12 protein-coding genes and 1 riboswitch are annotated in these 14,542 nt (G+C 66.5%); of the genes, 2 read left to right on the top strand and 10 right to left on the bottom strand.

The window, feature by feature from the left end; all coding sequences use genetic code 11:
* Positions 1-8: 8 nt before the first annotated feature.
* Both gcvP and J7I84_RS05855 read right to left on the bottom strand, forming a co-directional pair.
* Positions 9-2,858, bottom strand: a complete 2,850-nt coding sequence (gene gcvP / locus J7I84_RS05860) for an aminomethyl-transferring glycine dehydrogenase (protein ID WP_214941924.1) — start codon at positions 2,856-2,858, stop codon at positions 9-11.
* A gap of 191 nt (positions 2,859-3,049) precedes the next feature.
* Positions 3,050-3,147, bottom strand: a riboswitch (glycine riboswitch).
* A 94-nt stretch (positions 3,148-3,241) separates the two neighbouring features.
* Positions 3,242-3,778 (bottom strand): TetR/AcrR family transcriptional regulator, encoded by a 537-nt coding sequence (locus tag J7I84_RS05855; RefSeq protein WP_214941921.1) that lies wholly within the window; start codon positions 3,776-3,778, stop codon positions 3,242-3,244.
* Between the two features lie 82 nt (positions 3,779-3,860).
* Between J7I84_RS05855 and J7I84_RS05850 the strand changes: the two genes are divergently transcribed.
* Positions 3,861-5,414 (top strand): MFS transporter, encoded by a 1,554-nt coding sequence (locus tag J7I84_RS05850; protein WP_214941918.1) that lies wholly within the window; start codon positions 3,861-3,863, stop codon positions 5,412-5,414.
* 113 nt (positions 5,415-5,527) lie between these two features.
* On the opposite strand, the gene J7I84_RS05845 is transcribed toward J7I84_RS05850, so the two are convergent.
* Positions 5,528-6,007, bottom strand: a complete 480-nt coding sequence (locus tag J7I84_RS05845; RefSeq protein ID WP_214941915.1) for a Dps family protein — start codon at positions 6,005-6,007, stop codon at positions 5,528-5,530.
* Positions 6,008-6,228: 221 nt separating this feature from the next.
* Between J7I84_RS05845 and J7I84_RS05840 the strand changes: the two genes are divergently transcribed.
* The gene (locus tag J7I84_RS05840) at positions 6,229-7,785 is read left to right on the top strand and encodes an APC family permease (RefSeq protein WP_214941912.1); all 1,557 of its coding nucleotides are present in this window, start codon (positions 6,229-6,231) and stop codon (positions 7,783-7,785) included.
* A 66-nt stretch (positions 7,786-7,851) separates the two neighbouring features.
* Here the strand turns inward: J7I84_RS05840 and J7I84_RS05835 are convergent, their stop codons facing one another.
* From J7I84_RS05835 to araB, 7 genes are all read right to left on the bottom strand, one after another.
* The gene (locus J7I84_RS05835; RefSeq protein WP_214941909.1) at positions 7,852-8,400 is read right to left on the bottom strand and encodes a hypothetical protein; all 549 of its coding nucleotides are present in this window, start codon (positions 8,398-8,400) and stop codon (positions 7,852-7,854) included.
* A 159-nt stretch (positions 8,401-8,559) separates the two neighbouring features.
* On the bottom strand, positions 8,560-8,862 hold the full coding sequence (locus J7I84_RS05830) for a DUF4193 domain-containing protein (RefSeq protein ID WP_214941906.1): 303 nt from the start codon (positions 8,860-8,862) through the stop codon (positions 8,560-8,562).
* Between the two features lie 92 nt (positions 8,863-8,954).
* On the bottom strand, positions 8,955-9,158 hold the full coding sequence (locus tag J7I84_RS05825; RefSeq protein WP_214941903.1) for a hypothetical protein: 204 nt from the start codon (positions 9,156-9,158) through the stop codon (positions 8,955-8,957).
* Between the two features lie 72 nt (positions 9,159-9,230).
* A complete protein-coding gene (locus J7I84_RS05820) occupies positions 9,231-10,268 on the bottom strand; it encodes a LacI family DNA-binding transcriptional regulator (protein ID WP_214941900.1) in 1,038 nt (345 codons plus the stop codon).
* A 54-nt stretch (positions 10,269-10,322) separates the two neighbouring features.
* Positions 10,323-11,843 (bottom strand): L-arabinose isomerase, encoded by a 1,521-nt coding sequence (araA, locus tag J7I84_RS05815; RefSeq protein WP_214941897.1) that lies wholly within the window; start codon positions 11,841-11,843, stop codon positions 10,323-10,325.
* A 27-nt stretch (positions 11,844-11,870) separates the two neighbouring features.
* On the bottom strand, positions 11,871-12,599 hold the full coding sequence (locus J7I84_RS05810) for an L-ribulose-5-phosphate 4-epimerase (RefSeq protein ID WP_311381074.1): 729 nt from the start codon (positions 12,597-12,599) through the stop codon (positions 11,871-11,873).
* Positions 12,596-14,383, bottom strand: a complete 1,788-nt coding sequence (araB, locus tag J7I84_RS05805; protein WP_214941894.1) for a ribulokinase — start codon at positions 14,381-14,383, stop codon at positions 12,596-12,598. The genes J7I84_RS05810 and araB overlap by 4 nt, the downstream gene beginning before the upstream one ends.
* Positions 14,384-14,542 lie beyond the last annotated feature (159 nt).

Raw genomic sequence — 14,542 nt, 5'->3', positions numbered from 1 at the left:
CCGGTCCTTTAGCTTTCGAACTCGTCGAGCGGCGGGCAGGAGCAGATCAGGTTCCGGTCCCCGGCAGCGCCGTCGATCCGGCCCACCGGCGGGAAGTACTTGTCCTGCTTGTGGTGGGCAGGGAACGCTGCCTGTTCGCGCGGGTAGGCGCGGTCCCAGTCGGAACTGACGACGGCGGCTGCCGTGTGGGGTGCGCGGCGCAGGGGTGAGTCTGCAACGGCAAAGTCGCCGTTGGCCACCTGGTCGATTTCCTTGCGGATGGTGATCATGGCATCGATGAAGCGGTCCATCTCCGCCAGGTCCTCGGACTCGGTGGGCTCCACCATCAGCGTCCCGGCGACGGGGAAGGACAGGGTGGGGGCGTGGAAGCCGAAGTCGATGAGGCGCTTGGCCACGTCCTCTGCGGTCACACCGGTCCTGGCAGTGAGTTCGCGCAGATCGAGGATGCACTCGTGGGCAACGAGCCCGCCTTCACCGGTGTACAGGACCGGGAAGTATTCGTTCAGCCGGGAGGCCACGTAGTTGGCGGCCAGCAGGGCGGACTTGGTGGCCTCGGTCAGGCCTTCACCGCCCATGAGCTTCACGTAGGCCCAGGAGATGGGCAGCACACCGGCAGATCCAAACCGTGAGGCGGAAATCGGCACATCGGTGGCGCCGGAACCTGGGGTCCATGCGGTGGCGTCGCCGGGCATGAATGGCGCCAGGTGCGCTTTCGCCGCAACCGGTCCCACACCGGGTCCGCCGCCGCCGTGCGGGATGCAGAAGGTCTTGTGCAGGTTCAGGTGGGACACGTCGCCGCCGAACTTGCCCGGCTGGGCCAGGCCGACGAGTGCGTTGAGGTTGGCGCCGTCAATGTAGACCTGGCCACCGGCCGCGTGCACGGCGTCGCAGACCTCGCGGACGTCCCCGTCGTACACGCCGTGGGTGGACGGGTAGGTGATCATGATGCAGGACAGCGCGTCCTTGTGGGCTTCGATCTTGGCCGTCAGGTCATCGTGGTTGATGGTGCCGTCGGACGCCGTGGCGACGACGACGACCTTCATCCCCGCCAGGACGGCGGAGGCGGCGTTCGTGCCGTGGGCCGACGCCGGGATGAGGCAGACGTTGCGCTGCCGGTCGCCGCGGGAGTGGTGGTAGCCGCGGATGGCCAGCAGGCCGGCGAGTTCCCCCTGGGACCCTGCGTTGGGCTGGATGGACACCTGGTCGTACCCGGTGATGGCGGTCAGGTCGGCTTCCAGGCCACTGATCAGTTCACGCCAGCCTTCGGTCTGGGAGTCCGGGGCGAAGGGGTGGATGGAGGCGAACTCCGGCCAGGAGATGGCTTCCATCTCGGCGGTGGCGTTGAGCTTCATGGTGCAGGATCCCAACGGGATCATGGTGCGGTCCAGGGCCAGGTCCCGGTCCGAGAGCTTCCTGATGTAGCGCAGGAGCTGGGTCTCCGATCGGTGCGTGTTGAACACCGGGTGCTGCAGGTAGTCGGAGGAACGTCCGACGGCGGCCTCCAACTCGAAGCCCGCGCCGTCGGCAACGGAGGCGCCGAAGATGGCGGCAACCTGGGCGACGATTGCCGCCGTCGTGGTTTCATCAAGGGAGATGCCCACAGTGTCGCCGTCAATGGGGCGGAGGTTGATGCCGCGCGTCTCAGCTTCGGCGATGACGGCGGCAGCGCGTCCGGGTATCCGGACAGAAAGGGTGTCGAAGAAGCTCTGGTGCAGGACCTCCACGCCGGCAGCTGCAAGCGAGGCCGCCAGGGTACGGGCGTGGCCGTGGGTAGTTTCGGCGATCGCCTTCAGCCCGTCGGGGCCGTGGTAGACGGCGTAGAAGGAGGACACGATGGCAAGGAGCGCCTGCGCGGTGCAGATGTTGGATGTGGCCTTTTCGCGGCGGATGTGCTGCTCGCGGGTCTGCAGCGCCAGGCGGTAGGCGGGAACACCGACGTCGTCCTTGGACACTCCCACCAGGCGGCCGGGCAGCGAACGCTCCAGGCCCTTGCGGACGGCCATGTAGGCGGCGTGCGGACCGCCGAAGAACAGCGGGACGCCGAAGCGCTGGGTGGAACCGACGGCGATGTCCGCGCCCTGCTCACCCGGAGGGGTGATGAGGGTCAGGGCCAGGAGGTCGGCGGCCACGGTGACCAGCGCGCCGCGCTCCTTTGCCGCCTCAACGATTCCGGACTGGTCCCAGACGCGGCCCGAGGCGCCGGGCTGCTGGAGCACGATGCCGTTGATGGCACCCTCGGGCAGGCCTTGGGACAGGTCCGCGACCTCAACCTCGAAGCCCAGCGCCTCGGCGCGGCCCTTGACGATGGCGATGGTCTGCGGCAGCACGTCGACGTCCAGGACCGTCTTGCCGTCTGCACCAGGCTTGGCCTTGTTCGCGCGGCGCATCAGCAGCACGGCCTCGGCCACGGCGGTGGCTTCATCCAGCAGGGAGGCGTTGGCGATGGGCAGGCCCACCAGGTCCTGGACCATGGTCTGGAAGTTCAGCAGCGCTTCGAGCCTGCCCTGGGAGATCTCCGGCTGGTACGGCGTGTACGCGGTGTACCAGGCAGGGGCTTCCAGGATGTTGCGGCGGATCACTGCCGGGGTGATGGTGTCGTAGTACCCCTGCCCTATCAACTGGACAGCTGTCTTGTTCTTGGCGGCCAGGTTCCTCAGCTCGGTGAGGACTTCAACCTCGCTGAGCGCGTCCTGCAGGCGCAGGGCGGTCTCCTGGCGGATGACCTTGGGAACGGCCATGTCCACCATGGAGTCGACAGTGTCGTAGCCCACGGCTTTGAGCATGGTGTCGACGTCGGCCTGGCGGCGGGCGCCGATATGGCGGTCTACGAAGGTGGTGGAGGCTGAACTAACCGTCACGGGAGAACTCCAGATACTCAGGCGGCGCAGGGTACGCCACAGCTACTCGGGTCCCTCCCCGCTCTGTATTGGACCTGAGAGTTTCCGCGGTGCCTGCCGGGGCAGGAACCGCTTGCACCGTCGGTGAACACAACAGTTCTTCCGCTCCCCAGAGGGAGGAAATGAAGCTGCCTGCTGCTTTCCAGAGGTGCCTCGCCGCGGCGGTACAGGGGCCTGCGAGATTCCTGGGGAGGATTTGCTCCTACGGCGCCTGCCTGTACTTCCGGCAGAACTCTCCCGCCGCAGATCAAAGGCTATTCATTTGTTGGATGGTGACGGCCGGTGACAGCCCCCACAACTCTCCATTGTCCTACGCCTCAACCCTTCCCCGCAAATGGCCCGGGCTACCTGCGGAGCCGCTCCAAAGCGGCCAGGAGCTCCTCCACGTCCGCGGCTGCTCCCCCTTCCGGCGCGGGGCCCACGGACAGCATGGCATTGAAGTACAAACCGTCCCCCATGTACAGGACGGCCTTGGCCAGGCCCGGCCCCACGTCCGCGGCGATCTCGTCCAGCCATCGCTGCTGGATGCCCGCGAACCGGCGGCGCGTCTCTTCATGCGCCACCTCGGCAAGCCGCGTGGCGGCCACGATGGCCCGGTCGAGCGGAGTATCCGCCCAGACAGATGAACGGATGAAGTAGGCCGCGGCGCCTTCGCGGGCCGAAGCCATCGCGTCGGCGTCCTCCTTGGCCAGGTCCTCAAGGCGGTCCAGCAGCACGGCGATGAGGGCTTCCTTGTTGGGGAAGTGGTAGAGCAGGCCACCTTTGGACACCCCGGCCTTCCGGGCTACGGCGTCAAGGGTTGCGGCGCGCTCCCCCACCTCGATCAGCAGGGACTCGAAGGCATCAAGGACCGCGTCACGGGCTACAGGCTTTCGGGGCATGCCTTCCATCATGCCCTCCTCCAAGAGGGAAAACGGAACTTGCTGGTTTCAAACTATACCGTCTGGACGGTATAGTTATGGAATGACGACCTTCAGCCCCACACGCAGCCACGGGAACAGCACCCGGACGAGCCGCCCGTGGCACGATTGGCTTGCACTGGGACTTCTGATGTTTCCCGTGCTGCTGGTGGCGGTGGACAACACCGCCCTGACTTTCGCCCTGCCCGCCATTGCCCGCGCCCTGGAACCGACCGGCCTGCAGCTGCTCTGGATCATTGACGCTTATCCGCTGGTCCTGGCCGGACTGCTCGTGTCAATGGGAAGCCTCGGCGACCGGATTGGGCGGCGGCGGCTTCTCGTTATCGGCAGCATGGGCTTCGCCGGGCTGTCCGCCGCCACAGCCTTTGCCCCCACGCCGGAGTGGCTGATCGGCGGCCGCGCGGCCCTGGGGTTCTTCGGCGCCATGCTGATGCCGTCCACCCTGTCGCTGATCCGGAACATCTTTCCGGAGCCGAACCGCCGGCGGTTGGCCGTGGCCATCTGGGCTGCCGGCTTCTCCGGCGGCGCCGCCCTGGGGCCAATCCTGGGCGGCTGGCTGGTGGAGCACTTCTGGTGGGGCGCCGTTTTCCTGGTGGCCGTGCCACTCATGCTCCCCCTGCTGGCTCTGGGGCCGGCCTTCATTCCGGAGTCCAGGGACCCCGCGCCGGGCAAGGTGGATATCCCGAGCGTCCTGCTCTCCATGCTGGTCATGGTGCCCGTGGTTTACGGCATCAAGTCAGTGGCCACCGAAGGTCCGGGCGCCGCGGGGCTGGGCACGATTGCGTTCGGCCTGGCCGTGGGCGTCGTGTTCGTGCGGCGGCAGCTCCGCCTGGTACATCCGCTGCTGGACATGTCGCTGTTCCGCAACCGGGTATTCAGCATGGCCATCAGCGCCAACATCCTTGCCCTGTTTTCCTTCAACGGGTTCATCCTCTTCCTTGCCCAGCACCTCCAACTCCTCGAGGGATTGAGCCCGTCCGCGGCGGGCGTCGCCATGGTCCCGGCCCTGGCGGTCACGGTGGCGGCGGGCCTGGTGGTGGTGCCGCTGGTGCGCAAGGTCCGGCCCGGGTACGTTGTCGCTGCGGGCCTGGCCTTCAGCGCCATCGGCTACAGCATGGTGGCCTTCGGAAACCACGACGGCGGGCCCTCGCAGCTGCTGGCAGCGCTGCTGGTCCTGGCACTGGGAGTAGGCACGGCGGAAACCATCTCCAACGACCTCATCCTCGGCTCGGCCCCGCCGGAGAAATCGGGCGCTGCGGCGGCGATTTCCGAGACAGGTTACGAAGTGGGATCGCTGCTGGGGACTGCGGTACTGGGGTCCATCCTGACGGCGTCCTACCAGCAAAACCTCCGACTGCCGGCGGGGCTTGACGGCATGTTGCCCGGAGCCGCACTGCACAACGCCGGGGAAACGCTGGCCGGCGCCGTGGAGGCAGCCAATCTCCTGCCCGCTTCCCTGTCGCAGGCCGTCATGGCTGCCGCAGCCGCCGCATTCGATTCCGGCGTACACATCACGGCGGCAATTGGGCTGGCACTGATGGCGACGGCGGCAGTCCTCGCCGCCGTCGTACTTCGCAAAGTGCCCCACGCGACGTAAGTGCGCGTCACCGGCGTTGGCCGGTGGGACACGAGGACGCCCGGCGCCGAGGTGGCAATCCCCCGGCGCCGGGCGTTCTCCGGGAAAGGCCCGGCGAAGGGCCTCCGCCCGCGCTACTTGGAGTCGGCCGCCGTGACCTTCGCGGTGGGCTTCATGTTTTCGGCCTGCACCATCCAGGCGAACTGCTCCAGCCGGGCGATGAACTCGTGCAGGAGGTCCGCGGACGTGGGGTCTTCCTCATCGACTTCGTCATGGACTTTCCGCATGGTGCCTACGGCGGCCTCCATGGCAGCGACGATACGCTCGATGGCATCCCCGGTGCTGATGAGACCGTCAGGGAACTGGGCAAGACTTGTGGTTTCGGCAACGGTGGAGCTGCGGCCGTCGGGGAGCGCGTGGAGGGCGCGCATGCGCTCGGCGGTCTCGTCGGCGAACTGGCGGGCGGCGTCGACGATCTCGTCAAGCTGCAGGTGCAGGTCCCGGAAGTTGGTGCCCACGATGTTCCAGTGCGCCTGCTTGCCCTGAACGTGGAGCTCGATCAGGTCCGCCAGGACAGCCTGCAGGTTGTTGGTCAGTGTCGGTGAAGCTTTCATGCATCCTCCTCAATTGGTCCAGTACGGCAGACGCTACCAGCCATGAATGGGGCGGCGGCAGCCCCAAAGACGATTTCTCAGTGAGCTTACTAATTCCGAAAGCCAGTCTTAAACGAATGGGATTCATATTTCCCCTTGCATCACTGGCGAGGCGCCCTCATACTAAATGAACGCCATTCATATAGTGACCTCCGTCTCACGACCTTCCAGAAAGTGGTGCCATGACAGAGACAATCCGCACCAGCACTTCCAAGTCCGCTCCGCACGTGCATGCGCCCGCCGCGGACGGCTTCAGTGCCAAAGGACTTAAGGGCGGGCAGCTCGGGCTCCTCGCCGTCGTCGTCCTGGGCATTTCCACCATCGCCCCCGCCTACACCCTCACCAGCGCACTGGGACCAACCGTCAATGAAGCCGGTCTCCAGCTGCCGGTCATTTTCCTGATCGGGTTCATCCCCATGATCCTGGTTTCGCTCGCCTACCGGGAGCTCAACGCCGACTCCCCGGACAGCGGCACCACCTTCACCTGGGTGACCAAGGCCTTCGGGCCCTGGATCGGCTGGATGGGCGGCTGGGGCCTGCTTGCCGCCAACATCATCGTGCTGTCCAACCTGGCCGGCGTCGCCGTCGACTTCTTCTATCTCTTCCTGTCCCAGCTCACCGGCTCACCGGAACTGGCAGGCCTGGCCGACAATAAAGCGTTGAACGTCATTACCTGCTTCGTGTTCGTGGCGCTTGCTGTTTGGGTCAGCTACCGGGGCATGCACACCACGAAGGTGGTGCAGTACAGCCTGGTGGGCTTCCAACTGCTGGTCCTGGGCCTGTTCGTCGCCATGGCCTTCGCCAACTGGTCCACGTCCGAAACGGCCATCCCGTTCAGCTGGGACTGGTTCGACGTCACCAAGATCGAGACCTTCGGCCAGATTGCCGCGGGGATCTCCCTCTCGATCTTCGTGTACTGGGGCTGGGACGTCTGCCTCACCGTCAACGAGGAAACAGCCAACGGCCAGAAGACTGCCGGACTGGCCGGCACCCTGACCGCCGCCATCGTCCTGGCCATCTACCTCTTGGTCAGCATCGCCACCATGATGTTCGCAGGCGTCGGGGACACCGGAAACGGCCTGAACAACGCGGACAACCAAGAGAACATCTTCACGGCCCTGGCCTCACCCATCATGGGCCCCTTCGCGATCCTGATGTCCCTTGCCGTGCTTTCCAGCTCCGCCGCTTCCCTGCAGTCCACGTTCATGTCGCCGTCCCGGAGCCTGCTGGCCATGGCCCACTACGGTGCCCTGCCGGAACCGTTCAGCCGTATCAGCAGGAAGTTTTCGACGCCGGGCTTCGCCACCATTGCCGCCGGCGTGATGTCCGCAGGGTTCTACGCAGTGATGCACGTGATCAGCGAAAACGTCCTGAATGACACCATCCTGGCCCTGGGCCTGATGATCTGCTTCTACTACGGCCTCACCGCCCTGGCGTGCACCTGGTACTTCCGGCACAGCCTGTTCAACAGCGTGCGCCACTTCGTGCTCCGGCTGGTGTGCCCGGTGGTGGGCGGCGTGGGCCTGTTCGTGGTGTTCGTCCAGACCGCCGTGGACAGCCTGGCGCCCGAGTTCGGCAGCGGTTCCGAGGTGTTCGGTGTGGGCCTGGTGTTCATCCTGGGCATCGGCATCCTGGCCCTGGGCGCCGTCGTCATGCTGGTCGTGTCCCGCACGCACCCAGGCTTCTTCCGCGGGGAAACCCTCAAGCGGGACACGCCCGCGCTGGTGGTTCCGGAGTAAGCCCCGACGCAAAGGTGCCGCGCCCCACTGAGGGGCACGGCACCTTTGTGGTTAACGACGACGGGCTCACCAGTAGTGCGCCACGTCCACCACCAGGCGGGAGCCTGAGCCTGGACCGTCCAGGGCGAATACCCGGAACGGCAGGCGGGCCCTGACGCCCAGGCCGATGGTGGTCTGGCCCTCAAAGCTTCCGGCCCAGACCACCTGGCGGAAGGTCTGGTAACCCAAAACGTTTGAGAGCTCAGCCTTGTCGGCGGGGGTGTAGGTGGACTGCCCGTTAGCGTCATAGGCCGGCGCCTTGACGACGACCTGCAGCCGGGCGCCGCCCCGGGTGGGCACTACTGCCCCCGAGCCGTCCTGGATAACCTGCGGGACGTACCGGACGCTGTAGCCGGGGGCCGGCGTGCCACCCAGGTCAACCACCAGCCGGTCAAAGCAATAGTGCTGCCCGGTCCGGACGTCGGTTACGGGCGCGCCGCTCATGGCGCCGTCCGCCTTCATCAGCGAACCCCACGTGAGTCCGCAGTATGGAGCCGCTGAGGCAGGCCCCTGGACAACGAATCCCAGCACCGCAGCCAACAGGACGGCCGCGAGCCAGACGGAGAACTTTTTCATTGCTGTGCCATCCAAAAATAAGCGCCATTGGATGCTTCCAGCGTAGGAGCGTTCGCGGGCGGAAACGAGGGGTCATTTTGATAACGACGGCGGCGGCAGACAAAGCAGCGCCGGCCACCTCGGGGAGGTGGCCGGCGCCGGGAAAACCAGGATGGAACTTTAGCCTTCGCAGTCGCGGCAGAACTTCATGCCGTCCTTTTCACGGGCCACCTGCGACCGGTGGCGGACCAGGAAGCACGACGAGCAGGTGAACTCGTCAGACTGCTCGGGAACCACAATGACGGTCAGTTCCTCGTTGGACAGGTCGGCGCCGGGGAGGTCGATACCTTCGGCGGTGTCGTTCTCGTCGACATCGATAACCGCGGTCTGCGCGTTGCCGCTCCGCGATGCCTGGAGGGCCTCAAGAGAGTCGGCGGGCGACTCTTCTTCCTGCTTGCGTGGAGCATCGTAATCGGTAGCCATAGCATGTTCACTTTCGTTGCTGCGCAGCGCCATTTCAGGCACCTCAGTGAAGCAGTTTAGGGCATTATCAGGCTACCGGCGCAATAGTGTGCTCAACCAGACATCCCGCCGGTTTCGGGCACCGTTCCCGCATGCTCCGAGCGGGCGTGGCCAGCCCCGAGGGAGACCCCGCTCAATGCCGGGAGCCAACCCCAGCGGGTGGCGTCAGCCATGGCGGCCGCGGCACTTGATTGGGAGTCATACGTAAAGGTCTCCAGCAGCCGGTCGCGGAGCCGGACGAACAAGGCGGGTGTCATGCCTGAAACTTATGCAGCCATTGTTGTGGCCGTGTTTCGCCGCCGTCTCCCCCTGATTAAATCCGGTACTGGCTAAATCCGGTCCTGGCCGCTCCCGCAGGCCGGCGGCGCCGTACTGCTGCGCAGGACGAGTTCGGGTTCCACCACCAGGGTCCGCGGTCCGTCCGCACCGCCCAGTGCCGTGAGCATCATCTCCATGCACCGCCGGCCCAGCTCTTCGAAGTCCTGCCGGACCACCGTCAGCGGCGGGCTGAAATAGCCGGCCTCGGGCTGGTCATCGAAGCCCACCACGGAAACGTCCTGCGGCACCCTGATGCCCGCCTCGTTCAGAGCCCGCAGGACCCCCAGGGCCATCTGGTCGTTGCCGACGAAGAGGGCAGTGGCACGATGGCTGGCTGCCAGCCGCCGGCCAATCCCGTAACCGCTGCCCGCACTCCAGTCGCCCTCTGCGATCAGGTCCGCCTTCAGTCCGGCGGCTGCCAGGGCGGCCCGCCAGCCATCGGCGCGGGCCACGGCGTCTATCCAGTCCTGCGGCCCCGCGACGTGGCCGATCCGGGTGTGTCCCTGCCCGATGAGATGCTCCACCGCGAGTTCGGCTCCGCGGCGCTGGTCCACCTTAACGCCACCTACTGTGTCATTTCCGTTGGGGCCCACGGCCACCACCGGCACTCCGATGGGCAGTTCCGCCAGCGCGGAGAGCGTCTCCAGATGCGGAACGATCACCACGATGCCGTCCACCGCTTGGTCCAGGAAGTGCCGGACGGCATCCAGGATCGTATCCCGGCAGACCTCGCGCAGGGCAGCGACGCTGACGAAGTATCCTGCGTCCCGTGCCGCGCGTTCCACCCCCAGAAGGGTGTTGGCAGGCCCGTACTGCGAGAGTTCGCTGCCCAGGACGCCGATGGTCTGTGAGCGCCTCGTGACCAGGCTTCGGGCGGCAGTGTTGCGGCGGTAGCCGAGTACGGCAATGGCCGCTTCCACCTTCCCGCGGGTCCCGGCGCTGACGTTCGGGTGGTTGTTGACCACCCGTGACACGGTCTGGTGCGAGACCCCGGCCAGCTCCGCCACATCCTCGAGCCGGGGCAGCCGGGGTGGCCTGCCGTCCGTCACGAAGGTCCTGTCCGGGGCAGGTGGCGGGGCCGGGACCTCAGCGGTGCCACTGGGTCAGATCCCGCCGGCCAGTTTGTAGTAGGCGGCGTTCCAGTTCAGGTCCTTTTTGAACTGGCGGATGGTGGTGCCCTCGTCGATGGTGAGGAGCTCCGTTTTGGCGATTTCGGCGAAGTCCTCGAACACGTCCATGCCCACCTGGGTGGAGAGCACGGTGTGGTGCGCGGCGCCGGCGGTGAGCCAGGCGGCCGCGGACGTGGCGAAGTCGGGCTTGGGTTCCCAGAGGGCACGGGCCACGGGCAGGTTGGGCAGCGGCTGGTCCAAGGGAACGACGTCGACGGCGTTGGCCACCAGGCGGAAGCGGTCCCGCATGTCGGACAGGGCCACGACGACGCCCGGGGAGGCATCGGCGTCGAACACCAGCCGGACGGGGTCTTCCTTGCCGCCGATGCCCAGCGGGTGGATTTCCAGCCGGGGCTTGGCAGCGGTGAGCGAGGGGCAGACCTCCAGCATGTGGGCGCCCAGGATCTTCTCGGCGCCGGGCTCCAGGTGGTACGTGTAGTCCTCCATGAGGGACGCGCCGCCGGGCAGGCCTGCGCCCATCACCTTGGCGGCCCGGACCAGGATGGCGGTCTTCCAGTCGCCCTCCGCGCCGAACCCGTACCCGGCGGCCATGAGCCGCTGCACCGCCAGTCCGGGAAGCTGGCGGAGGGCACCCAGGTCCTCAAACGAGGTGGTGAACGCGGCGGAGCCGTTGCCTTCCAGGAAGGACCGCAGGCCCAGCTCGATCCGGGCGCCGTACCGCAGCGAATCGTGCCGGGCCGCGCCTGCGCGGAGCTCCGGCACCACGTCGTAAAGGTCCTCGTACTCAGCCACCAGGGCGTCGACGTCGGACTCTGCAGCACCGTGGACGGCGTCGGCGAGTTCGTTGACGGACCAGGTGTTCACGGCGACGCCGAAGCGCAGCTCGGCTTCGGTCTTGTCACCTTCGGTGACGGCCACGTTGCGCATGTTGTCGCCGAAGCGGGTCAGCTTCAGGGTCCGGACGGCGGCCCAGCCGGCGGCGGCGCGCTGCCAGGAACCTACCTGGCGGGCTACCTCAGGGTTGGAGACGTGCCCGACGACGGTCTTCCGGGCGATGCCCAGGCGGGACTGGATGTATCCGAACTCGCGGTCGCCGTGCGCGGCCTGGTTCAGGTTCATGAAGTCGAAGTCGATGTCCGCCCAGGGCAGGTCCCGGTTGGCCTGGGTGTGCAGGTGCAGCAGGGGCTTCCGCAGCAGGTCCAGGCCCTGGATCCACATCTTGGCCGGGCTGAAGGTGTGCATCCAGGCCGTGACGCCGATGACCGAATCATCCGAGTTTGCCTCCAGCGCGGTGCGGCGGATGGCATCGGAGTCGGTGAGGACCGGCTTCCACACAATCCTGACCGGCACGGCGGATGAGGCGTTGAGCTGGTTGGCGATCTCCTGCGACTGGGCGGCCACCTGCTTGAGGACTTCCTCCCCGTAGAGATGCTGGCTGCCGGTGAGGAACCAGACCTCGTAGCCGTCGAGGGAGGTGTTTGCTGCGGTACTCATGGATTCTCCTAGTAGTTTCGGGGCCTTTTATTGGCCGTAAACGTTTTGGTAGCGGGCGTGGAGGGAGTCGATGTGGCCCTGGTCAATGGGCAGCGGCTCACCCAGCTGCCGGGCGATATGCACGGTCCGTGCCACTTCCTCGCACATGACGGCGGCCTTCACGGCCGACCGTGCATCCTTGCCGATAGTGAACGGGCCATGGTTCTGCATCAGGACCGCCGGGGATTTGGAGTTCTTCAGCGTTTCCACGATCCCGTGGCCGATCGAGTCGTCACCGATCAGCGCGAAAGGGCCCACCGGGATGGAGCCGCCGAACTCGTCGCCCATCATGGTCAGCACACATGGGATAGCCTCGCCCCGGGCAGCCCAGGCAGTGGCGTACGTGGAGTGGGTGTGCACCACCCCGCCCACCTCCGGCATGTGCCGGTACACGTAGGCGTGCGCAGCAGTGTCCGAGGACGGCGACAACGCCGGGTTGCCCCAGTCCACCGTGCCGCCGCCACCAACGTGGGTGCCCCTGACCGGGGTGCCGTACAGGTCCGTCACGATCATTTGTTCCGGGGTCAGGTCCTGGTAGGAAACGCCGGAGGGCTTAATCACCATCAGGTCGGTGCCCGGAACGCGGGCCGAAACGTTGCCGGCGGTCCACACCACCAGTTCGTACCGCGTCAGCTCGGCATGCAGCGCACACACTTCCGCCCGGACCCGGGCAATGGTTTGCAGGATTCCGGTTTCGGCTGCACTTCCGGCGGTCACGCGGACACCTCCATGGTTGTTTTGCCGGCATTTTCGGACAAGGCAGTTTCGGACAGGGAGCCCGCCGCCGGCGGGAGGGCCCGGGCGGCTTTGCGCTGGATTGCCTTGAGCCGGCGCATCACGTCATTACCGCCGCGGCCGAAGTAGTCGTGCAGGGTCTTGTACTCCTGGAACAGTTCGTCATAGGCGGCCGCGTTTTCCGGGACCGGCGTGTAGACCTCCCCGGGTTCGGCGCCCATGGCCGCGGCGGCTTCGCGGATGTCCGCATAGGCACCGGCGGCGACGGCGGCATGGATGGCCGAGCCCAGGGCCGGTCCCTGCTCCGAGCCGATGGTGGACAGCTGCAGGCCGGTGGCGTCCGCGTAGATCTGCATCAGGAGCCGGTTCTTGAGCAGGCCGCCGGCCACGATGAATTCCTTGACCGGGACCCCGGCATCGCGGAACGCGTCCACGATGGTGCGGGTACCGAACGCTGTGGCTTCCAGCAGCGCACGGTAGGTGTCTTCGGGCCTGGTGGCCAGCGTCTGGCCCACCACAATGCCGGAAAGCTCATGGTCCACCAGGACCGAACGGTTTCCCGAGTGCCAGTCCAGCGCGATCAGGCCGTGCTCCCCGATGGCCTGCCGGGAGGCCAGCTCGGTCAGGTACTCGTGGATCCCCAGCCCCGCCTCCTTGGCAGCCTGGTGGTATTCGGGCGGGACACCGTACTTGGTGAACCAGCCGAAGATGTCCCCAACCCCGGACTGCCCGGCCTCGTAGCCCCACAGCCCCGGCACGATTCCACCGTCCACGGCACCGCACATCCCCGGCACCTCGCGCAGTTCACTGCCGTTCATGACGTGGCAGGTGGAGGTACCCATGATCGCCACCAATTGGCCCGACTCCACCGCCTTCGCAGCCGGAGCCGTGACATGCGCGTCAACGTTGCCCACGGCCACCGCAATGCCCTCCGGCAGTCCCGTCCAAGCGGCAGCCTCCGCCGTCAAGGTACCGGCGGCATCCCCCAGACGTCCGATGGTGTGCTCCAGCTTCGTGCTGACGAAGTCCTTGAAATCCGGGTTCAGGGCAGCCAGGAAGTCCTCCGACGGATACCGCCCGTCCTGGTAGATGCCCTTGTAGCCCGCGGTGCAGGCATTGCGGACATACCGGCCGCAAAGCTGCCAGACGATCCAGTCCGCCGCCTCCACCCAGTGGTCCATTTCGGCGTAGGCGGCCGGGTCCTCCTCCAGCAGCTGGAGCCCCTTGGCAAACTCCCATTCCGAGGAGATCAGCCCCCCGTAGCGGGGCAGCCAGTCCTCACCCCGCTCAGCGGCGATCCGGTTGATCCGGTCGGCCTGCCCCTGCGCTGCGTGGTGGCGCCAGAGCTTCACGTACGCATGCGGCCGGTTGGCGAAGCCGGGGAGCTCGTTCAGGGGTGTCCCGTCGGCCTTGACCGGCACCATGGTGCAGGCGGTGAAGTCCGTGGCAATGCCGACGACGGCGGCGGGGTCGATCCCAGCATCAGCCACCGCGGCGGGGACCGCCTTGCGCAGGACATCCCGGTAGTCGTTGGGCACCTGCAGAGCCCATTCCCCCGGAAGCCGCACGCCGTCGTCGCCCGCTGCGTCTTTGGGCAGGAAATCGGTAACCACGGCGTGCGGATATTCGTGGACGGCGCTGCCCAGCTCCTTGCCGTCGCGGACACGCACCACCACTGCACGGCCTGAAAGGGTTCCGTAGTCCACCCCGATGACGAAATGGTCCTGGGTGGGCTCGGAGCTGGAAGTGAACAGCGTATCTGGCATGGGGTTGCCTCCGTCCGGGAGGCATGGGCCTCATTACCGGGTTTGTAGGGGTCAGGGTGGAGCTAGTGCTGCAGCAAGTGTGAACGCTAACAAAGCAGAAGTCAATGAACCGAAATATTTTCGAAAATCGGGCCGGACCGTCTTGTTAGCGTTCACAAA

The sequence above is a fragment of the Arthrobacter sp. ISL-85 genome (assembly GCF_018613675.1).
Classification (GTDB): Bacteria; Actinomycetota; Actinomycetes; order Actinomycetales; family Micrococcaceae; genus Arthrobacter.
This window is presented reverse-complemented; position numbering and strand designations above follow the sequence as displayed.

Excerpts from the sequence above, each read along its gene's own strand:
- J7I84_RS05830 (WP_214941906.1), bottom strand. The coding sequence starts at position 8,862 with ATGGCTACCGATTACGATGCTCCACGCAAGCAGGAAGAAGAGTCGCCC.
- J7I84_RS05825 (WP_214941903.1), bottom strand. The coding sequence starts at position 9,158 with ATGACACCCGCCTTGTTCGTCCGGCTCCGCGACCGGCTGCTGGAGACC.
- J7I84_RS05835 (WP_214941909.1), bottom strand. The coding sequence starts at position 8,400 with ATGAAAAAGTTCTCCGTCTGGCTCGCGGCCGTCCTGTTGGCTGCGGTG.
- J7I84_RS05845 (WP_214941915.1), bottom strand. The coding sequence starts at position 6,007 with ATGAAAGCTTCACCGACACTGACCAACAACCTGCAGGCTGTCCTGGCG.
- araB (WP_214941894.1), bottom strand. The coding sequence starts at position 14,383 with ATGCCAGATACGCTGTTCACTTCCAGCTCCGAGCCCACCCAGGACCAT.
- J7I84_RS05855 (WP_214941921.1), bottom strand. The coding sequence starts at position 3,778 with ATGCCCCGAAAGCCTGTAGCCCGTGACGCGGTCCTTGATGCCTTCGAG.
- J7I84_RS05850 (WP_214941918.1), top strand. The coding sequence starts at position 3,861 with ATGACGACCTTCAGCCCCACACGCAGCCACGGGAACAGCACCCGGACG.
- araA (WP_214941897.1), bottom strand. The coding sequence starts at position 11,843 with ATGAGTACCGCAGCAAACACCTCCCTCGACGGCTACGAGGTCTGGTTC.
- J7I84_RS05840 (WP_214941912.1), top strand. The coding sequence starts at position 6,229 with ATGACAGAGACAATCCGCACCAGCACTTCCAAGTCCGCTCCGCACGTG.